Origin of the sequence: Aquitalea sp. ASV11 (assembly GCF_016429185.1) — a bacterium.
In the GTDB taxonomy this organism is placed as follows: Bacteria; Pseudomonadota; Gammaproteobacteria; order Burkholderiales; family Chromobacteriaceae; genus Aquitalea; species Aquitalea pelogenes.
Map to the genome: position 1 here is coordinate 1 of NZ_JAELUD010000052.1, position 18101 is coordinate 18101.

The following is an 18101-nucleotide window of genomic DNA, read 5'->3' on the forward strand; positions in this document are numbered from 1 at the left end:
GACGCCAATCGGGGGTGGCAGGCACATGGCAGGATTGGCGTACCGTTCCAGGAGCGGTGCCTCGTGAGAGGCTCCCACCATGGCCCGCCATAGAAGACGTGCAATGGTTACGGACGCGACACGGTGTAAAGCCGAAAACACTTTAATACAGGATAGGAAGATACGCATCAGAAGGCTCCAGAAAGCAGCTGGAATCTGCTCCCTACGACGCCAATCGCGGGTGGCAGGCGCATGGCGGGATTGGCGTTACCGGCTTCCTTCCCGGCGCCTCAAAAGAGGCTCCCACCATGGCCCGCCATAAAAAAGGCAAAGCAATGGTGTGCGGACTGGTACGCAAGCGCGTAGCAGTCCGGGAAGCTCGGGACGCCAATCCCGGTGCCGCTATTGAACGGCACGGGGGGGATTATCTAGTGCTGCGGGTGGGAAGGCAAGAAGCATGGGGGTAAGGCGAGCGGGGGCAAGGCAGGGCATGGTGTACGGAGCGCGGGTCGTGGATGGCAACGCAAAGGTATGCGTCAGTTGGCGACGCAAGGTTTAAACGCGACGTGCTTGCCTTAGCTGGCGGCGGGCCTGCGCCAGGTCCCAGGCGCTTTGCAGCGCCATCCAGAACTGTGCGTCCTGGCCGAACACGCAGGCCAGCCGGATGGCGGTATCCGGGCTGATGCCGCGCTTGCCGCCAATCAGTTCGTTCAGCCTGCGCCGCGAGATGCCCAGTCGTCGTGCGGCATCGGTCTGGCTCATGCCGGAGGGCGCAAGAAAGCGGCTATCCAGAAAACGGCCGGGGTGCAGCGGGGTGCGGGCACTGACGAGCGGAGTGGACATGGTGGTGGGCTTGGATGGCGTGTTGGGCTGCGTTGCTTTGCTGCCAGCCTGGGCTGGCGGCAGTTTGACGAATCCCTCGGTCTGGTCAGGAAAATGAAAACGTCCGGGACAAGCTGATGTAACACCATCGCGGACGTTTTTCCCTTGTTTAATCCTTGAACATACGGAAACCGCTGATCATGGTCGACACCATGCTCTGCTTGGACATGATGTCCTCGCGGATGGCGGCATACACATGGATCATCACGAACAAAATGATGGACCACATGCCCAGCCGGTGCCAGTTGTGTACCGTCAGGCTGTTGCCGCCAAAGGCGGAAATCACCCAGCCAAAGCCCTGGTAGGCCCAGCTCTTGGTGCCCAGGCCTTCGCCGTACAGGGCAAAGCCGGTAAAGCACATGAATACTGCCACCCACAGGAAGCTGGCCATGGCGATCTGTCCGACCGGGTTGTGGCCGATGTATTTCTTCGGGTAGCGCTCCAGAAACAGATACCAGCGCACTTCAAAGAAAAATTCCTTCCACCAGGCACGGTCCCATACCGGCACCAGAATGATCTCGCGCGCATGGTGGTTACCCACCAGCGCCCAGTACAGCCGACCGATCAGGCCGATGGCCAGAATGTAGCCGGCGGTGAAATGGGCAAAACGGATATAGCCCATGACAAAGTTGAAGGTGGCCTCACCGGGTACTGAAGGCAGGGGCTTGCCAATCAGGTAGCCGGTTACGGACAGGGTGATGATGCACAGCACGGTAATCCAGTGCCACAGGCGTACCGGTGCCTCGTAGACATAAACCGACGTGACCTTGCGGCCCAGGCCCTGTGGGGCGTTGCCGTCGAAGCCGTAGCTTTTCATGTTGAATCTCCTGTTTTCCCGCCGTACCGCCACGCTGCCGGCCATCCCGGGAGTGATGGGCACTCCGGCCAGCGTGGCGGACGATCAGGAAGTTCGCCAGCGCCGCCTGCGGGGGGAGCGGGGCGGTGCTGACTGGTCAATCGTCGCGTTGTCTGCCGGGCAGGGGGTGCCGCCGGGCGGACGGGCGCGACGAACTCAACGTACTTTCACACTCACCAGCTCGCCGCCGTCCTCGCCAATCACATGGGTGGAGCAGGCAAGGCAGGGGTCGAAGCTGTGCAGGGTGCGCAGGATTTCCAGCGGCTGATCCGGCACCGCCATCTTGGTACCCATCAGCGAGGCTTCGTATGCGCCGATCTGGCCCTTGGCGTCACGCGGGCCGGCATTCCAGGTGGTGGGCACCACGCACTGGTAGCTGTCGATGCGGGTGTCGGCAATCTTCAGCCAGTGACCCAGCGCACCACGCGGCGCTTCGGTAAAGCCCACGCCCTTGGCGGCTGCCGGCCAGCTGGCCGGGTCCCACTTCTCCACGTTGGCAGTTGCCGTGTCGCCGTTCTTGATGTTGCTGATGAGGCGGTCGAAGAAGTAGCGCATCTTGTTGGCAGCCCAGGACGACTCCAGCGCACGGGCGGCGGTGCGGCCCAGGGTGGAGAACAAGGCTTCCTTGGGTGCGCCCAGTGCGTGCAGCAGCTTGTCCACCGGCTCTTTGAATTCCGGCTTGTTCTGGTGATAGCCAATCAGGTAGCGTGCCAGCGGGCCCACTTCCATGGCGTGGCCCTTCCAGCGCGGCGACTTGATCCACGAGTACTTGGCCGATTCGTCCAGCTGCTCGATGCGGGTCTTGGTGCCCTTGTGCTTGGCACCCAGCTCGAATTTGGGCGCGGTGATGCCATCGAAGGGATGCAGGCCCTTGCTGTCGTCGCCATAGCTGTACCAGCTGTGGGTGACGAATTCCTGGATTTCATCCGGGGCGTACAGATCGATCGGGTGGATTTCGTTGAACTTGCCGTTGATGATGGCGCCACGCGGCAGCAGCAGGCTGCTTTCGCTGTAGTCATTGGCATGGTCGGGGAAGTCGCCGTAGGACATCACGCTCTGGCTGGAGAGACCGCCACCGATGGCCGCCCAGTCCTTGTAGAAACCGCCGATGGCGATGACGTCCGGAATGTAAACCTGCTCGCAGAAGGTGATGGTGCGGTCGATGATCTGCGATACCAGATTCAGCCGCTCCATATTGATGGCACCGACTGCGCCCACGTCATCGATATTGATGGCGCAGGGCATGCCGCCCACCAGCCAGTTGGGGTGTGGGTTCTTGCCGCCAAAAATGGTGTGGATCTTGACGATTTCCTTCTGGAAATCCAGCGCTTCCAGATAGTGGGCCACGGCCATCAGGTTGGCTTCCGGCGGCAGCTTCATGGCCGGGTGGCCCCAGTAGCCATTGCGGAAGGGGCCAAGCTGGCCGGATTCGACAAAGCGTTTCAGCCGCGATTGCAGGTCACGGAAATAACCGGGGCTGGACAGCGGCCAGTCGGAAATGCTCTGTGCCAGCTCGCTGGTTTTCTTCGGGTCGGCCTTCAGGGCGGATACCACGTCCACCCAGTCCAGCGCGTGCAGGTGGTAGAAGTGCACCAGGTGGTCGTGCACATACAGCGCCGCCTGCATGATGTTGCGGATCAGGTTGGCGTTTTCGGGAATCTTGATCTTCAGCGCGTCTTCCACGGCGCGGACTGATGTGAGCGCGTGGGTGCCGGTGCACACACCGCAGATACGCTCGACAAAGGCCCAGGCGTCACGCGGGTCGCGGCCCTTGAGAATCACTTCCAGGCCGCGCCACATGGTGCCGGTGGACACGGCATTGGTGATGATGTTGTTGCTGTCGATGTTCACTTCACAGCGCAAATGGCCTTCGATACGGGTGACCGGGTCCACCACCACGCGGCGGCCGCTATTGTCCAGGGTAAAACCTTGGGTCTGGTAGGACATCAGACTTTCTCCTCGTTCTTGTCTTTATTCTGTGCGGCGGCCTGGTCCAGCGGCTGCAGGTCCTGCTTTTTCAGCATGGTGCTCTTGATGGCGCTGACCGCGGCATGGGCAGCAATGGCAGCCCCGGCGGTGCCGGCCACGGTAAAGCCGATCTTGTCGGCATTGGCTTCCACGCCGAACTGCGGAATGGAAGTGACACGGTCGTAGAAGGAACCCTTGTCCCAGAAGCCTTCTTCCGAACAGCCAATGCAGCCGTGGCCGGACTGGATGGGGAAGGACACGCCGTCGTTCCAGCGCACGGTGGAACAGGCGTTATAGGTGGTGGGGCCTTTGCAGCCCATCTTGTACAGGCAGTAGCCCTTGCGCGCGCCTTCGTCGTCCCAGCTCTCGACAAACTGACCGGCGTCAAAGTGCGGCCGGCGATAGCATTTATCATGGATGCGCTGGCCGTAGAACATCTTGGGTCGGCCCTGGCGGTCCAGCTCGGGAATCTTGTCGAAGGTGACCATATAGGTGATGACGGCGGCCATCACTTCCGGAATCGGCGGGCAGCCCGGCACCTTGATGACCGGCTTGTCCAGAATCACCTGATGCACCGGCGTGGCGCGGGTGGGGTTGGGCTTGGCGGCCTGCACACAGCCCCAGCTGGCACAGGAACCCCAGGCGATCAGCGCTTTGGCATCGGCCGATACGCGCTTGAGTTTTTCCACAAAGGGTTCGCCGCCGGGGAAGCAATACATGCCGTCTTCATTGAGCGGCGGGTTGCCTTCCACGGCCACGATGTAATTGCCTTTGTGGTTCTTGATCAGGTCGTCAAGAATGGCCTCGGCCTGATGCCCGGCAGCGGCCATGATGGTGTCGTCGTAATCCAGCGAGATCAGCGACAGGATGGCATCCTTGGCCAGCGGGTGGGCCGAGCGGATGAAGGACTCGGTACAACAGGTGCATTCCAGGCCGTGCAGCCAGATCACCGGCACACGCGGTTTGGTTTCCAGTGCATAGGCAATGCGCGGGACAAAAGCCGAGCCCAGGCCCAGCGAGGTGGCGGTCAGGCTGCAGAACTTCAGGAAGCTGCGTCGGGTCACGCCCTGGCGACGCATGGCTTGATAGAAAGTCTCCATGTGGTTACGCTCCTCCATGCCATGCAAATGGCATTCGATGTGTTTTAATTGTTGTGCCGGATCTGCGTTGTTCGTGGTCTGTCCGGACAGGCTGGCGGTGTTGCAAGCTGTCAGTGGGTTTCAAATTCCGTGCCAGGCTTTGGGTTGTGACAAGTCTTTTAAAATCAGTGGATTGCCTTGGCGGCAAAGAAAAGTACTGCAAACTTTGTTTTCAGTTTTGCGGCAAAGTGGAAAATGTCGAGTAGCAGAGACGCTGCAATTAAATAGCCAGATTCGTTTTATGGTGTTAAGTGAAAAATGTATAATGCCGCTGTAATGAACAGTAAATTGCTTACAGGTCTAGGATGATGTCGCCGCTGATGCAGCCCATAGAGCAGATTGCCTCCTCGGATATTCTCAGTTGCACGCCCGAGACGCCGGTGCATCAGGCCGCCGCCATGATGATGGAGAGCGGCTGCGGTTCCATCGTGGTGTTTGATGCGCCCGGTCATGCGTTGGGTATCTGGACCGAAACCGATGCCTTGTCGATCGACCTGACCGACCCGGTGGCACGCAGCCAGCCGATCAGTCTGGTAATGAGTACGCCGGTGGTGACCCTGTCACACCAGTTGAGCGTGCATGACGCGGTGGGGCGTTTTCGCAGCAACGGCATCCGCCATGCGCTGGTAGAGAAGCATGGCGATATTGTCGGCCTGGTTTCCCTCTCTGACGTGGTGCTGTGCCAGGGTACCGAGGCTTTTCTGGGCCTGAAGCGGCTGGATGGCATCCTGGCACCGCCAGCTGCCATCCTGCAGGCGGATGACAGCCTGACAGCCGCCTTGAGCTGCATGCGCGAACAACAGCTGACCGCCATTGGCATACAGTTTCCCGATGGCAGCTACGGCATCCTCACCCAGCGGGATGTCGTCGGCCTGGTGGCCAGCGGTCAGGCGGATGCCGACCTTGGGCACATTTGCACCCGGCCGGTGATTGGCGTGTCGGTCAGTACCAGCCTGTTGCAGGCCCGGCGTGTCATCCTGCAGCACCAGATCCGCCACCTGGCGGTTTTCGATGGTGAGCAGCGTCTGGTTCACATTGTCGGTTTCCGCGAAATCATCCAGAGCATAGAACACGAGTTCCTGCTGGAGCTGCATGGCGCACTGCGCGAGCGTGACGAAGCGCTGATCCAGTCGCGCCAGAGCCTGCTGCTGGCCGACAAGGTATTTGAAGCCACCATGGAAGGCATTGTCATCACCGATGGCAACGGCATCATCCAGTCGGTCAACCCGGCCTTTACCCGCATTACCGGCTACAGCCGCGAGGAGGCCATCGGCAAGACCCCGGCCTTGCTCAAGTCCGGCAAGCAATCGCCGGAGTTCTACGAATACCTGTGGCGCTGCCTGCGACACGACGGTGCCTGGCAGGGCGAGGTGGTGAACCGCCGCAAGAACGGCCTGTTGTATACCGAGCACTTGAGCATTACCGCCATCCGTGACGAGCGTGGCGAATGCCTGCACTACGTGGCCGTGTTTTCCGACATCACCCAGCGCAAGCAGGCCGAGGAACGCCTGCATTTCCTGGCCAATCATGACGCGCTGACCGGCCTGCCCAACCGCACCCTGTTCATCGAGAAACTGCAGTCGGCGGTGGAGCAGGCGCGGCAGTTTGATCGCCGCTTTGCCTTGCTGTTCATCGACCTGGATCGCTTCAAGATGGTGAACGACACCCTGGGGCATCATGCCGGGGACGAGCTGCTGGTGCGCATTGCCAGCGAGCTGCAACGCATCGTGCCCAATCTGTCCACCGTAGCGCGCCTGTCCGGCGACGAATTCACCGTGCTGCTGGAAAACATCGTCACCGTGCAGCAGGTGGCCAGCCGGGCACAGAGCATTCTGGATGCCATTTCCGCCGAATCCACCGTGGCCGGGCAGGGCGTGTTCATTTCGGCCAGTATCGGCATCAGCATGTTCCCGGAAGACGGTGCCATGGCTGATGCCCTGCTGGTGAATGCCGACACCGCCATGTACCGGGCCAAGGAGCGCGGCAAGAACAATTTCCAGTTTTACACTGCCGACATGAATGCGCGGGCGATAGAGCGGCTGAAGATGGAATACAGCCTGCACCGCGCGCTGGCGCAGGATGAACTGGAAGTGTGGTACCAGCCCAAGGTGGAACTGGCCTCGGGGCGCATCATCGGCGGCGAAGCCTTGTTGCGCTGGCAGCATCCGGACATGGGGCTGATCTCTCCGGCGCAATTCATTCCCATTGCCGAGGAAAGTTCGCTCATTACCAGCATCGGCGAATGGGTGCTGGACAACAGCTGTGCATCCATCCGCCGCTGGCGTGATGCCGGGCTGTTGCAGGGACGTATTGCGGTGAATGTATCCGGCCGACAGCTGAAGTATTCCAGCATTGTCGACACGGTAGCCCAGGCGCTGGAACGTCATGGCCTGCCCAGCAGCGCGCTGGAGCTGGAAATCACCGAAAGCGTGGCCATGGATGAAGACAGCGGCATGGTGGAGGTATTGCACCGCCTGCAGGCGCTGGGCATTTACCTGTCGATTGACGACTTCGGCACCGGCTATTCCAGCCTGTCCTACCTCAAGCGCCTGCCGGTTCGCGGCTTGAAGATTGATCAGAGCTTCATCATGGACCTGCATCAGGACCGGGACGATGCCGCCATCACCCAGGCCATCATTTCCATTGCCCGCAGCCTGGGGCTGGACCTGGTGGCCGAAGGGGTGGAGCTGGATGAGCAGCGCCAGTTCCTGGTGGAGCAGGGCTGCGATTGCGGGCAGGGTTATCTGTTCAGCAAGCCGGTGCCTGCCGCTGTATTCGAAAGCCTGTTGCGCGCCCAGCAGGGCTAGACATCGCCCGCTGCCGGGCTGGCATGCCGGCAGTGGCTGCGATATGCTGAGCGGATGCCTCGTTCGCCAGCCACGCCTTCTTCTGCCTCCAGCCAGTCACAGCCCTTGTTCTGGCGTGACCGGGCCTTGCCCTTCCTGGAAATCCGCACGGTACAGGACGGGCGGCAGGTGTGTTACGCCCGTCACTCGCACGAGCATTTTTCCATTGGTGCCATCACCGGCGGTGTCAGCACCTACCTGAGTCTGCAAGACCGCTATCAGGTGGCGCATGGCAGCGTGGTGCTGATGAATCCGGGTGAGGTACATGCCTGCAACCCGATTGCCAATCAGGCATGGTCCTACCACATGCTGTATGTGGATACCGCCTGGCTGGCGCAACTGCAAGTCGAACTCGGGCTGAGTGCCAATCAGGATTTCCATTGTTTTTCCCCGCGCTTGAGCGAGGATGCCCCCCTGTTTGGCGAACTGCAGCAACTGGTGGCTACTTGCCGGACCCCGGATATGGCCACGCTTGGCAAGCAGGAGGCGGCCACAAGCTTCTTTGCGCAGTTGCACAGCCGCTTGCACACCGTGACGCCGGACAGCACGGAGCAGCACAAGCGGCTGCAACGGGTGGCTGAGTTCATTGACGACCAATACGCCAGTGACCTGCGGCTGGAAGACATCTGCGCCGCGTCCTCCTTGTCTGCTTCTTATCTGATTCGCGCCTTCCGCCAGCGCTATCACATGACGCCGCATGAATATCTGCTGGACCGGCGCATCCGGCGTGGCAAGACACTGCTGCGCAGTGGCCAGTCCATCGCCCAGGTCGCGCAGACCCTGGGCTTTGCCGACCAGGCCCACTTCCAGCGTACCTTCAAGCGGCTGGTGGCGGCCACGCCCGGTCAGTACTGCCGCAGCAGCGGCTGACTCACTCCAGTAGCAAGTAGAGCGCGCTGCCAGCCAGCAGCAAGGCCAGCAGCCGATTGAACAGCCGCATACGTGGCGGGTGGCGCAGCAGTCCTTGCAAACGAGCACCCGCCCAGGCCCAGCAAGCAATCGACAGGTAGCAGATAACAAAGTAAATGGCGGTGAATTGCCAGATCAGCTGCGGCTCGCCATGACTGGCAAAAGCCCCCATGCCAGCCAGCGAAGCCAGCCAGGCCTTGGGGTTCAGCCATTGCATCAGTGCACCATGCCGGAAGGAAGGGCGCTGGCGTGTTGCGCCGAGTTCCCCGTTATCGCTGGCCAGTTGCCAGGCAAGGTAGAGCAGAAATGCCACGCCGGCATACTGGATCAGCCGGGCAGCGGCAGGTAGCCCGTCCAGCAGTTCGGCAAGGCCCAGCCCAGTCAGCAGGAACAGGGCGGTAAAGCCGATGGTGGCACCGCTGACATGGCGCAGGCTGGGGACAAAACCATGGCTGACACCGCAGCCGAAAGCCACGATATTCACCGGACCGGGTGAGATGGAAGCGGCCAGCGCAAAGGCGGCCATGGAGAGCAGGACTTGCATGTCTATCCTCGACGGGTGGGAACAGTCTGAGAAGATAGAGCGCCAGTTGTGTCCGGTATTGAAGAAAATTGCCCACTGCATGAGCCAAGGACAAAATGCGCAGGCAAGAAAAAAGGATGCCGGAGCATCCCTTTTTGTCTGCCAAAGAGCAGGGTGTTACTGCTGGATCTTGGCCTGGGCTTTCAGGTCGCCAACGAATTTCTCGATGCGGGCGCCCATGATGCGCTGGGTCAGTTGCGGACGGGCATCGTCCAGCGACGGCACGTTGCGTTCGGTGCGTACGTCGTCCAGCTTGATCACGTGCCAGCCAAACTGGGTTTTTACCGGCTTGGCAGTAACCTGGCCCTTGCTCAGCTTGGCCATGGCGTCAGAGAATTCCGGCACGAAAGTGCCAGCTTCCTGCCAACCCAGATCGCCACCGTTACCCTTGCTGCCCGGGTCCTTGGACTTTTCCTTGGCCAGTTGGTCGAAAGCCTTGCCCTTGCGCAGTGCTTCGATCACGGCCTTGGCTTCGGCTTCGCTGCCTACCAGGATGTGGCGGGCGTGGTATTGCTTGGTTTCCGGTACCGATGCAACCAGCTTGTCGTATTCGGCTTTCAGTTGCTCATCCGTTACCGGATTGGCTTTCTGGAAATCGCGGATCACGCGGTTGGCCAGGGCCATGGCTTCCATGTTCTGCAGCTCGGCCTTGAATTCCGGAGTCTTGTCCAGACCCTTCTTCACGGCTTCCTGACGCAGTACTTCGGCGGTGATCAGTTGATCCTTCACCATGTCCTTGGTCTTGTCGTCAGCAGCCTGGCCTTGGGAGGCCATCATCTGTACCACGGCGTCGATACGCGCCTGGGAGATCTCATTGCCATTCACGGACGGGCCGGCAGCGAGGACGGCAGTGGTGCTCAGGGCGGCCAGCAGGGCGCTTGCCAGCAAAGTCTTGCGCATATTTTATTTCCTGTTGTTACGACGGGGTGGTGTTACTGGATTTTCGCCTTGCTGCGCAAATCATCCACTGCCTTGGCAATGGCTTCTTCCTGCAGCTGACGCTCGATTTGCGGCTTTACCTCAGCCAGCGGCGGCAGTTTGGCATCACGGATGTCTTCTACCTTGAAGATGATCCAGCCTACGCGGGTCTGCATCGGCTTGCTGCTGAACTGACCCTTTTTCAGGTCTTTCAGGATGTCAGCCAGTTGCGGCTCCATGCGCGCGAGATTACCCCAGCCCATGTCACCGCCATTTTGCTTGGCTACCGGGTCCAGTGAGCGGGTTTTGGCCAGTTCGTCGAACTTGGCACCCTTTTTCAGGCTGTCGATGATTTTCAGTGCATCGGCTTCGCTGCCAACGGTAATCTGGCGGGCATGGATGTCTTTGGTGCCGGCAAACTTGCTTTGGGTCTGGTTGTAGCGTTCTTGCAGCTGGGCATCGCTGATCTGGATGTTCTTTACCAGGTCGGCAAACAGCGCTTCACGCAGCATGTCCTGACGTACTTCTTCCATGCGCTTGATAAAGGCCGGTTGCTGGTCCAGCTTGCGGTTCTGCGCTTCTTGCAGAATCACTTCACGGTTGATCAGGGTGTCTTTCACCTGCTGGCGCAGGGCAGGGGAATCCTGCACATTGCCATTGCTGTTCTGCACGACAACGGCCACAGCGTTGTCCAGATCGGTCTTGTCGATGGACTTGCCATTGACGGTGGCAATGGATTCGGCCAGGGCCGGAACACTGATGGTTGCAGCCAGCAGCAAGGCGGCGATGTGGTTCTTTTTCATTGACGGTTCTTCCTCGGAATCAAAGTTCTTCAGGTGTCAGTGCGCGGATGGCCAGCGCATGCACCCGGGTTTTCATCAGATCGCCCAGCGTCGCGTAGACCAGGCGGTGACGGGCGACGCTGTTAAGGCCGGCAAAACGGGTGGAGACAATCAGGACATCGTAATGACCGCCGCCCGAACGCGCACCGGCATGGCCGGCATGTGCCGCGCTGTCGTCATGGATTTCCAGATGTTCCGGGGCCAGCTGCTGCAAGGCTGCCTGCAGCAGTGCGACGGTATCGCTCATGCCGGGAATACCTTGCGGAAGGGCTTCACCTCCATCGCGGCATAAACGCCGGCGGCGACATAGGGGTCGGCATCGGCCCAGTTGCGGGCTTCTTCCAGGCTGGCAAACTCAGCCACGATCAGGCTGCCGGTAAAACCGGCGCTGCCCGGGTCCACGCTGTCGATGGCCGGGCAGGGGCCGGCCAGTACCAGGCGGCCTTGTTCCTGCAAGGCGGACAGACGGGCCAGATGTTCCGGGCGTGCAGCAAGACGCTTTTCCAGGGAGCCGGGGTGATCCTGGCCGCTGATGATATACAGCATTATTTCTTTTCCTCGATGTATTTGGACAGGAACAGGCTTTGCGCAATGACGAACACCACCATCAGGCCCAGACTGCCAAACAGTTTGAAGCTCAGCCAGATTTCGCGGCTGAAATTGAAAGCCACATACAGATTGAGTGCGCCCATGGAGACAAAAAACACGGCCCAGGCATAGGCCAGCTTGCGCCAGATGGCCTGCGGCAGCTGGATTTGCTCACCCATCAGCAGTTTCAGACCGTTCTTGCCCATGAAGTCACTCACTAGCAAGGCGATGGCCATCAGCCAGTACAGCACGGTGAATTTCCAGATGATGAACAGGTCGTTGTGGGAAATTACGGTAGCCGCACCCAGCACCACACTGAGGACCAGGTTGATCCATTGCATGGCATCCACCTTGCGGTGCTTGAACCAGGTCCAGGCAAACAGCAGGGCGGTTGCTGCCACCAGAACCTTGGTGGCCAGGAACATGTCGTGGGTAATCAGGTAACTGCCGAAAAACAGGGCTACCGGAAGGAAGTCGGATAAGAATTTCATGCGGCTGATTATGGGGGCAGCCTGCCTGTTATACAAGACAGGAGCAGGCTGCCCGCATGACATAAGTGTTAACGATTACTTTGCTTGACCACGCTGAGCGCAGTGGCCACCAAGGCACTGACATCAGCCACATTGGCCGGCAGGATGACAGTGTTGTTCTGCTTGGCCAGCTGGGCAAAAGCCGCCACGTATTGCTCGGCCACTTTCAGGTTGACGGCCTCCATACCGCCTTCCACCTTGATGGATTCTGCCACACGCCGCACTGCGTCTGCCGTGGCATCGGCCACCAGGCGCAGTGCTTCGGCTTCACCCTGTGCCTTGTTGATGGCAGCCTGCTTGTTGCCTTCCGAGTTATTGATGGTGGCCTGCATTTCGCCCTGGGACTTCTGGATGGCCGCTTCCCGCGCACCGTTGGCCAGGTTGATCTGTTCCATCTTCACGCCTTCGGACTGGGCAATGCGGGCGCGCTTTTCCCGCTCGGCGGTAATCTGTGCCTGCATCGAATGCAGGATGTCCTGCGGCGGCACCAGGTCCTTGATCTCATAGCGCAACACCTTCACCCCCCAGTTGATGGCGGCTTCATCCAGCGAGGCGACGACGATCTGGTTGATTTCATCACGCTCCTCAAATGTTTTGTCCAGCTCCATCTTGCCGATTACCGAGCGCAAGGTGGTTTGCGACAGCTGGGTGATGGCCAGCAGATAGTCGCTGGTGCCATAGGAGGCGCGTTGCGGGTCGGTTACCTGGAAATACAGGATGCCGTCCACCTTCAGCTGGGTATTGTCGCGGGTGATGCAGATCTGGCTGGGAACATCCAGCGGCACTTCTTTCAGGCTGTGCTTGTAGGCCAGCCGGTCAATGAAGGGAATCAGGATGTTCAGCCCCGGCGTCAGGGTGGCGTGATAGCGGCCCAGCCGCTCCACGATATAGGCATGCTGTTGCGGCACCACCTTGACTGATTTGATGATGAAGATCACCACGGCGGCAAACAGGACGACGACGAATTCCATGATTAGCGGCTTTCTTGTTGTGGGGTGGTAAGGAGCAGCACATTGCCGTCGCGCCCGGCGATGGCGGCGCTGTCACCCGGCGCCAGCGCGCTGGCATCCTGTGCACGGGCCTGCCATTCGGTACCGCGATAATGCACACGCAGGTTTTGCTTGTCGATCCGGCTGATTACGCGCACCAGCTGGCCGATATCCGGGTCGTCAAGGGTGGCGTCGTTCGGTAGCGCAACCGGTGGCTGGCGTTTGCGCCAGCGGCTCACCGCCACCACACCGGCAATGCCGCCCAGGCTGGCCAGTGTCCAGCACAGTGCCTCACTGCCGCCGAGCAGGCTGGCGACGCCACCGGCGGCCAGTGCCACTGCGATTACCAGCAAGTAGAAAGTGCCGGACATGAATTCGGCCATCAGCGCCAGCAATGCGCCAATCAGCCACAGGGTAGGAGTCAAGGTTAGCCTGCTTTCATGACGAATGATTAGGCATTCTCATGCCGAAATGGGTCCAAGACAACTGCTTTCAGCGGTGGTCCGGGTCGGGAAGGGTAGCGCGCAAGGCGACAGCTTGCGCTGGATCAAGCCAGAACTTTTCCAGTGCCAGCCAGCAGGCTTCCAGCAGCAAGGTCAGGCAGATCAGTAGCAGGTTCATCGCATGACTCCCCGAGGGTTGAACGGTTAATGGCGCACGCTGGTGGGAAAGCACGCTACCATGCGCAAATTAATAAGACTTCAGGACAGGTATAAATGTTTCAACTGGCAGCCCCTGTTGCTGCAGAAATCGAAATCAAAAAAAGCCGCTTTCTCGCTTTTGTGTACCCGGTTTCCCGACGTGAAGAAGCCATGCAGCATCTCAACGCGCTGCGTGCCCGCTATCCTGATGCCCGTCATTACTGCGCGGTGCTGCTGGTGGATGGTGACTCCATGCTGGATGACGATGGCGAGCCTTCCGGCACGGCAGCCCGTCCCATGTATAACGTACTGATGCACAAGCAATTGCATAATGTGCTGGCCGTGGTGGTGCGCTATTTTGGTGGCGTCAAGCTGGGTGCCGGTGGCCTGGTGCGGGCATATACCCAGGCCCTGAACGAAGCGCTGCTGCTGGCGACAGCTGTGCCGGTGGTGCCGATGGTGCAATGCCGCGCCCGTATTGCCTTTGCGGACGAGGCACGCTTTCGCCGGCATTGTGAAGCCTTGCAGATTGCCGTGCTGTCTGCCGACTATGGCGAACAGGTGGAACTGAGCCTCGGCCTGCCACAAAGCCAGTGCACCAGCCTGCAAATGCGCTTGCACGACCTGTTGGCCGGTGAGGTATATTTCATGACGCACGAAAATTAATTTCGCTGCCGGAGTGGCATCTGCATTTCCGGTGTAGCGGTCCATCACAGTATTCAGGCCGGCTTGTCTGGCCAAGCGGGGAGAATGACATGTCGCAGCAGCAATACCGTCTGGTGACGCGCAGTGATTTTGACGGCCTGGTGTGTGCCGTGCTGTTGAATGAGCTGGGTATGGTGAATGACATCAAGTTTGTTCATCCCAAGGACATGCAGGATGGCAAGATTGAAATCACCGAGCGGGACATCACCACCAACCTGCCGTATGTGCCGGGTGCGTATCTGGCGTTCGACCACCATTTTTCCGAAACCCTGCGCAACGAGCAGCATGCCAATCACATCATCGACCCGGCCGCGCCTTCCGCCGCGCGTGTGGTGTATGACCACTTTGGTGGCAAGCAGGCCTTCCCGCGTATCAGTGACGAGATGATGGACGCGGTGGACAAGGCGGACTCGGCCCAGTTCAGCCGCGAGGAAATCCTCAACCCCACCGGTTGGGTGCTGCTCAATTACCTGATGGATGCGCGCACCGGCCTGGGCCGCTTCCGTAATTTCACCGTCAGCAACTATCAACTGATGATGGATTTGATTGGCTATTGCCGCGACCACAGCATCGAGCAAATCCTGGCCTTGCCGGATGTGAAGGAGCGGGTGGACCTGTACATGCAATATCAGGACCAAGCGCGCGAACAGATCGCCCGTTGTGCCAAGGTGCATGGCAATCTGGTGCTGCTGAACCTGTTGCTGGAGGAAACCATTTACCCGGCCAACCGCTTCCTGGTGTACGCCATGTACCCAGAATGCAATATTTCCATCCACATGATGTGGGGCCTGAACAAGCAGAACATCGTGTTTGCCACCGGCAAATCCATTATCGACCGCAGCAGCCGTACCAATGTCGGCGCGCTGATGTTGCAATACGGTGGCGGTGGTCATGAAGCCGCCGGGACGTGCCAGGTGAGTGTCGATCAGTACGAAGACATTCGCGACGAGCTGATTTCGCGTATCCGCGCGCAGGGCTGAAATCGTGCTGCCATGAAAAAGCCGCCATATCGGCGGCTTTTTTGCATATGACCAGATTGCTGGCGGTTACAGCGTCTTGAGCAACTCCAGCGCCTGGTGCAGGTCGTCACATACCGCCAGCGCTTGCGTGGTCTGATGGGCTTGCGGTTTCACCATGTCCGGCACCAGTATCACCCGCATGCCGGCAGCCAGCCCGGCCTGCATGCCGGTCAGCGAGTCCTCCAGTACCACGCAGTGCAGTGGATCAACCTGCAAGCGGGCGGCCGCCGCCAGATATACGTCGGGGGCGGGTTTGGTGTTAGCCACTTCATCACCTGCCACTGTATGACGGAAATAAGGGCCAAGGCCGCTGCGACGCAGTTTGAGGTCACACATCTGGCGCTGGGTGGAGGTGGCCACGGCGCGCGGCAGCTCCCGGCTTTCCACCCAGTCCAGTACCTCGATGATGCCGTTCTTGAGCTTCAGCTCGCCATGGGTCAGCAGTTCGCGATAGTGGTGACGGCAATGTTGGCTGAGTGTTTCTGCCAGCGTGCGGTCCTGAAAGTGCTGGGCCACATAGTCCAGGCTTTTGGTGACCGACAGGCCCACCATGCCCAGGATCACCGCTTCGGGAATCTCCACGCCCACCTCGTCAGCGGCGCGCAGCCAGGATTGGCCGCTGATGCTTTCGGTGTCGATCATCAGCCCGTCCATGTCGAACAGGATGGCTTGCATGCTTGGTTTCATTGGTTTGCTTTCCTCCGGCGTGTCAGCCTAATGCGGCAGGCAGCTGCCTGCAAGGGTAATGACTCTGGTATAGTGGTTCATCACCAAGCAATCGGGGGTCTGTGTGCAGTCTGTGCTGGTAGCGAATCCCAAGGGCGGGAGCGGCAAGTCCACTCTAGCCACCAATCTGGCTGGTTACTTTGCCAGTTCCGGCCGCAATGTCATGCTGGGCGACGTGGATCGCCAGCAATCTTCCTTGCGCTGGTTGCAGCAACGCGCTGACAGCCTGCCGCGCATTCAGGGCTGGGAAGTGGCAGCAGGAGCCCCGGCCAAGCCGCCCAAGGGCACTGAAGTGGTCATCCTGGATAGTGGTGCCGGTCTGCATGGCAAGAAAATGGCGGCGCTGGTGTCCAGGGTCGAACGCATCCTGATTCCGATTCAACCTTCCCCTTTCGATATGTGGGCCAGTGGCGAGTTTTTCGAACAATTGCTGGCGGAAAAAGCGGTACGCAAGAACAAGGTGTTCATGGCGGTGGTGGGCATGCGGGTGGACCCGCGCACCCGCTCGGCAAAAGAGCTGGAACGCTTTCTGGCCGAACATGATGTGCCGGTGCTCAGCTGGTTGCGAGACACCCAGCTATACGTTCAGGCGGCTGCATCGGGCATGACCTTGTTCGACCTGCCTGAGTCGCGTACAAGAAAAGACCGTGAAGCGTGGCAGCCCATCCTGAGCTGGCTGGGAGAGCAGGATGAATCCTGCTGGTTTGATAAATAAATCTTCACATGAAAAATTTATCTCTTGACGTGAAGATATTGCCGGCGTAGAGTCAGCCGGTAATTGCGTGCGAGCCAACAGAACGGCGGCGCAGGAGAATCCGTAAGCGGGAGCCCATGTGGCTCCCGCTTTTTATTGGGGCCCCTGCATTTTTATCGTCTACAGCCTGAAGGGAATACTTGCATGATGAATACCGAACTGAACTATGGCGACGTGTACCTCGTCCCGAGAAAAACCATTGTCGACAGCCGCAAGGAATGCGATACCTCGGTTCAATTCGGGCCGCGCCGTTTTGACATGCCCATCTACCCCTCCAACATGAAATCGGTGGTAGACGAAGAAACCTGCGAGGCTTTTGCCAGGCTGGGCTGGTTCTACACCATGCACCGCTTCAATGTGGATGCCTGCCGTTTTACCGCGGCCATGCAGGAGAAGGGCCTGTTTGCCTCCATCAGCGCCGGTGTCAACGAAGACACCCTGCAACAGCTGGCAGAACTGAAAGCCGCTGGCCTGACGCCGGAATACATCACCCTGGATGTGGCCAATGCCTGGTGCGTCAAGGCAGAGCGCATGATCAAGCACATCAAGGACACTTTCCCGGGCAGCTTCCTTATTGGCGGTAATATTGCCACGGCCGATGCCGCCCGCGACCTGGAAAGCTGGGGCTGTGATGCCATCAAGGCCGGCATTGCCGGTGGCCGGGTCTGCATCACCAAGAACAAGACCGGTTTTCACCGCCCGATGGTTTCCACCGTGCGTGACTGCGTAGCAGCCGTCAGCGTGCCGGTGATTGCCGATGGCGGCATTGTGGAGCATGGCGATATGGCCAAGGCGCTGGCCTGCGGCGCCAGCATGATCATGGCCGGTTCGCTGTTTGCCGGTTACGACGAATCGGCGGGTGAAATTGTCGAAATCAACGGCAAACATTACAAGGAATACTTTGGCAGCGCTTCGCAGTTCAACAAGGGTGCCTATGTCAATGTGGAAGGCAAGAAGATTCTGGTGGAATACAAGGGCAGCATTGGCAAACTGCTACGTGAACTGAAAGAGGATCTGCAGTCGTCGGTCAGCTATGCCGGTGGCCGTGATCTGTCAGCCTTGCGAGATGTCCAGATGATTCAGGTTTATCGCTAAGAACCGGGAGAGAACATTCATTGCAACAGCCCGCATTTTGCGGGCTTTTTCATGTACAAATGGATTGGTAAATAGTGGTGGCTTGCATATTCTGAAGAGTGACTTTGTTGTTAGAATAGCGGGATTCAACAG

Annotated in this window: 21 protein-coding genes; 7 read left to right on the forward strand and 14 right to left on the reverse strand. The window is 59.4% G+C overall.

Annotated elements, in window-relative coordinates; genetic code table 11:
* Positions 1 to 534: 534 nt before the first annotated feature.
* The 4 genes from JHD62_RS15365 to JHD62_RS15380 all read right to left on the reverse strand — a co-directional run bounded on the left by JHD62_RS15365 (position 535) and on the right by JHD62_RS15380 (position 4785).
* Positions 535 to 822: a HigA family addiction module antitoxin gene (locus JHD62_RS15365; RefSeq protein ID WP_045845126.1), complete on the reverse strand. Its 288-nt coding sequence runs from the start codon at positions 820 to 822 to the stop codon at positions 535 to 537.
* A gap of 148 nt (positions 823 to 970) precedes the next feature.
* Positions 971 to 1678: a Ni/Fe-hydrogenase, b-type cytochrome subunit gene (cybH, locus tag JHD62_RS15370; RefSeq protein WP_199103665.1), complete on the reverse strand. Its 708-nt coding sequence runs from the start codon at positions 1676 to 1678 to the stop codon at positions 971 to 973.
* Positions 1679 to 1873: 195 nt separating this feature from the next.
* Entirely contained in the window at positions 1874 to 3664 is a 1791-nt protein-coding gene (locus tag JHD62_RS15375; protein WP_062789272.1) for a nickel-dependent hydrogenase large subunit, read from the reverse strand.
* On the reverse strand, positions 3664 to 4785 hold the full coding sequence (locus tag JHD62_RS15380; RefSeq protein ID WP_045845123.1) for a hydrogenase small subunit: 1122 nt from the start codon (positions 4783 to 4785) through the stop codon (positions 3664 to 3666). Before JHD62_RS15380 ends, JHD62_RS15375 begins: the two co-directional genes overlap by 1 nt.
* On the opposite strand from JHD62_RS15380, the gene JHD62_RS15385 reads away from it, so the two are divergent.
* The 3 genes from JHD62_RS15385 to JHD62_RS15395 are packed head-to-tail and all read left to right on the forward strand — an operon-like array spanning position 4784 to position 8540.
* Positions 4784 to 5101 (forward strand): hypothetical protein, encoded by a 318-nt coding sequence (locus JHD62_RS15385; protein WP_199103683.1) that lies wholly within the window; start codon positions 4784 to 4786, stop codon positions 5099 to 5101. The two genes, JHD62_RS15380 and JHD62_RS15385, sit on opposite strands and share 2 nt — an antisense overlap.
* Before the next feature lie 43 nt (positions 5102 to 5144).
* Complete coding sequence (locus JHD62_RS15390; protein WP_233160990.1) at positions 5145 to 7631, forward strand: EAL domain-containing protein; 2487 nt, start codon at positions 5145 to 5147, stop codon at positions 7629 to 7631.
* 54 nt (positions 7632 to 7685) lie between these two features.
* Entirely contained in the window at positions 7686 to 8540 is an 855-nt protein-coding gene (locus tag JHD62_RS15395; RefSeq protein ID WP_199103667.1) for an AraC family transcriptional regulator, read from the forward strand.
* A 1-nt stretch (position 8541) separates the two neighbouring features.
* On the opposite strand, the gene JHD62_RS15400 is transcribed toward JHD62_RS15395, so the two are convergent.
* The 9 genes from JHD62_RS15400 to JHD62_RS22880 all read right to left on the reverse strand — a co-directional run bounded on the left by JHD62_RS15400 (position 8542) and on the right by JHD62_RS22880 (position 13650).
* Positions 8542 to 9123 (reverse strand): LysE family translocator, encoded by a 582-nt coding sequence (locus JHD62_RS15400; RefSeq protein ID WP_178973149.1) that lies wholly within the window; start codon positions 9121 to 9123, stop codon positions 8542 to 8544.
* Between the two features lie 156 nt (positions 9124 to 9279).
* Positions 9280 to 10062 carry a peptidylprolyl isomerase gene (locus tag JHD62_RS15405; RefSeq protein ID WP_045845120.1) on the reverse strand — a complete coding sequence of 261 codons (783 nt, stop codon included), beginning with the start codon at positions 10060 to 10062 and terminating at the stop codon, positions 9280 to 9282.
* Between the two features lie 32 nt (positions 10063 to 10094).
* Positions 10095 to 10883 carry a peptidyl-prolyl cis-trans isomerase gene (locus JHD62_RS15410; RefSeq protein WP_199103668.1) on the reverse strand — a complete coding sequence of 263 codons (789 nt, stop codon included), beginning with the start codon at positions 10881 to 10883 and terminating at the stop codon, positions 10095 to 10097.
* A gap of 19 nt (positions 10884 to 10902) precedes the next feature.
* Positions 10903 to 11169, reverse strand: a complete 267-nt coding sequence (locus JHD62_RS15415; protein ID WP_045845118.1) for a BolA family transcriptional regulator — start codon at positions 11167 to 11169, stop codon at positions 10903 to 10905.
* A complete protein-coding gene (locus JHD62_RS15420; RefSeq protein ID WP_199103669.1) occupies positions 11166 to 11468 on the reverse strand; it encodes a YciI family protein in 303 nt (100 codons plus the stop codon). The genes JHD62_RS15415 and JHD62_RS15420 overlap by 4 nt, the downstream gene beginning before the upstream one ends.
* On the reverse strand, positions 11468 to 12001 hold the full coding sequence (locus JHD62_RS15425) for a septation protein A (RefSeq protein WP_199103670.1): 534 nt from the start codon (positions 11999 to 12001) through the stop codon (positions 11468 to 11470). Before JHD62_RS15425 ends, JHD62_RS15420 begins: the two co-directional genes overlap by 1 nt.
* A 68-nt stretch (positions 12002 to 12069) precedes the next feature.
* Complete coding sequence (locus JHD62_RS15430; protein ID WP_178973007.1) at positions 12070 to 13011, reverse strand: SPFH domain-containing protein; 942 nt, start codon at positions 13009 to 13011, stop codon at positions 12070 to 12072.
* A gap of 2 nt (positions 13012 to 13013) precedes the next feature.
* Positions 13014 to 13454 carry an NfeD family protein gene (locus tag JHD62_RS15435; protein WP_199103671.1) on the reverse strand — a complete coding sequence of 147 codons (441 nt, stop codon included), beginning with the start codon at positions 13452 to 13454 and terminating at the stop codon, positions 13014 to 13016.
* 67 nt (positions 13455 to 13521) lie between these two features.
* Complete coding sequence (locus JHD62_RS22880; protein ID WP_255522963.1) at positions 13522 to 13650, reverse strand: hypothetical protein; 129 nt, start codon at positions 13648 to 13650, stop codon at positions 13522 to 13524.
* 95 nt (positions 13651 to 13745) lie between these two features.
* On the opposite strand from JHD62_RS22880, the gene JHD62_RS15440 reads away from it, so the two are divergent.
* Both JHD62_RS15440 and JHD62_RS15445 read left to right on the forward strand, forming a co-directional pair.
* On the forward strand, positions 13746 to 14336 hold the full coding sequence (locus JHD62_RS15440) for a YigZ family protein (RefSeq protein WP_199103672.1): 591 nt from the start codon (positions 13746 to 13748) through the stop codon (positions 14334 to 14336).
* 89 nt (positions 14337 to 14425) lie between these two features.
* The gene (locus JHD62_RS15445) at positions 14426 to 15355 is read left to right on the forward strand and encodes an exopolyphosphatase (RefSeq protein ID WP_199103673.1); all 930 of its coding nucleotides are present in this window, start codon (positions 14426 to 14428) and stop codon (positions 15353 to 15355) included.
* 66 nt (positions 15356 to 15421) lie between these two features.
* Here the strand turns inward: JHD62_RS15445 and JHD62_RS15450 are convergent, their stop codons facing one another.
* Complete coding sequence (locus JHD62_RS15450) at positions 15422 to 16081, reverse strand: HAD family phosphatase (protein WP_199103674.1); 660 nt, start codon at positions 16079 to 16081, stop codon at positions 15422 to 15424.
* A 103-nt stretch (positions 16082 to 16184) separates the two neighbouring features.
* Here JHD62_RS15450 and JHD62_RS15455 point away from each other — a divergent pair, with 103 nt between their 5' ends.
* Positions 16185 to 16835 carry a ParA family protein gene (locus tag JHD62_RS15455; RefSeq protein ID WP_045845111.1) on the forward strand — a complete coding sequence of 217 codons (651 nt, stop codon included), beginning with the start codon at positions 16185 to 16187 and terminating at the stop codon, positions 16833 to 16835.
* 183 nt (positions 16836 to 17018) lie between these two features.
* Entirely contained in the window at positions 17019 to 17969 is a 951-nt protein-coding gene (locus JHD62_RS15460) for a GMP reductase (protein WP_199103675.1), read from the forward strand.
* Positions 17970 to 18101 lie beyond the last annotated feature (132 nt).

Bases quoted from the DNA above. Each gene is read 5' to 3' on its own strand.
- JHD62_RS15375 (WP_062789272.1), bottom strand. From the start codon at position 3,664: ATGTCCTACCAGACCCAAGGTTTTACCCTGGACAATAGCGGCCGCCGC.
- JHD62_RS15420 (WP_199103669.1), bottom strand. From the start codon at position 11,468: ATGCTGTATATCATCAGCGGCCAGGATCACCCCGGCTCCCTGGAAAAG.
- JHD62_RS15380 (WP_045845123.1), bottom strand. From the start codon at position 4,785: ATGGAGACTTTCTATCAAGCCATGCGTCGCCAGGGCGTGACCCGACGC.
- JHD62_RS15460 (WP_199103675.1), top strand. From the start codon at position 17,019: ATGATGAATACCGAACTGAACTATGGCGACGTGTACCTCGTCCCGAGA.
- JHD62_RS15400 (WP_178973149.1), bottom strand. From the start codon at position 9,123: ATGCAAGTCCTGCTCTCCATGGCCGCCTTTGCGCTGGCCGCTTCCATC.
- JHD62_RS15395 (WP_199103667.1), top strand. From the start codon at position 7,686: ATGCCTCGTTCGCCAGCCACGCCTTCTTCTGCCTCCAGCCAGTCACAG.
- JHD62_RS22880 (WP_255522963.1), bottom strand. From the start codon at position 13,650: ATGAACCTGCTACTGATCTGCCTGACCTTGCTGCTGGAAGCCTGCTGG.
- JHD62_RS15410 (WP_199103668.1), bottom strand. From the start codon at position 10,883: ATGAAAAAGAACCACATCGCCGCCTTGCTGCTGGCTGCAACCATCAGT.
- JHD62_RS15415 (WP_045845118.1), bottom strand. From the start codon at position 11,169: ATGAGCGATACCGTCGCACTGCTGCAGGCAGCCTTGCAGCAGCTGGCC.
- JHD62_RS15390 (WP_233160990.1), top strand. From the start codon at position 5,145: ATGCAGCCCATAGAGCAGATTGCCTCCTCGGATATTCTCAGTTGCACG.
- JHD62_RS15440 (WP_199103672.1), top strand. From the start codon at position 13,746: ATGTTTCAACTGGCAGCCCCTGTTGCTGCAGAAATCGAAATCAAAAAA.
- JHD62_RS15385 (WP_199103683.1), top strand. From the start codon at position 4,784: ATGTGGTTACGCTCCTCCATGCCATGCAAATGGCATTCGATGTGTTTT.
- JHD62_RS15430 (WP_178973007.1), bottom strand. From the start codon at position 13,011: ATGGAATTCGTCGTCGTCCTGTTTGCCGCCGTGGTGATCTTCATCATC.
- cybH (WP_199103665.1), bottom strand. From the start codon at position 1,678: ATGAAAAGCTACGGCTTCGACGGCAACGCCCCACAGGGCCTGGGCCGC.
- JHD62_RS15450 (WP_199103674.1), bottom strand. From the start codon at position 16,081: ATGAAACCAAGCATGCAAGCCATCCTGTTCGACATGGACGGGCTGATG.
- JHD62_RS15405 (WP_045845120.1), bottom strand. From the start codon at position 10,062: ATGCGCAAGACTTTGCTGGCAAGCGCCCTGCTGGCCGCCCTGAGCACC.
- JHD62_RS15445 (WP_199103673.1), top strand. From the start codon at position 14,426: ATGTCGCAGCAGCAATACCGTCTGGTGACGCGCAGTGATTTTGACGGC.
- JHD62_RS15425 (WP_199103670.1), bottom strand. From the start codon at position 12,001: ATGAAATTCTTATCCGACTTCCTTCCGGTAGCCCTGTTTTTCGGCAGT.
- JHD62_RS15365 (WP_045845126.1), bottom strand. From the start codon at position 822: ATGTCCACTCCGCTCGTCAGTGCCCGCACCCCGCTGCACCCCGGCCGT.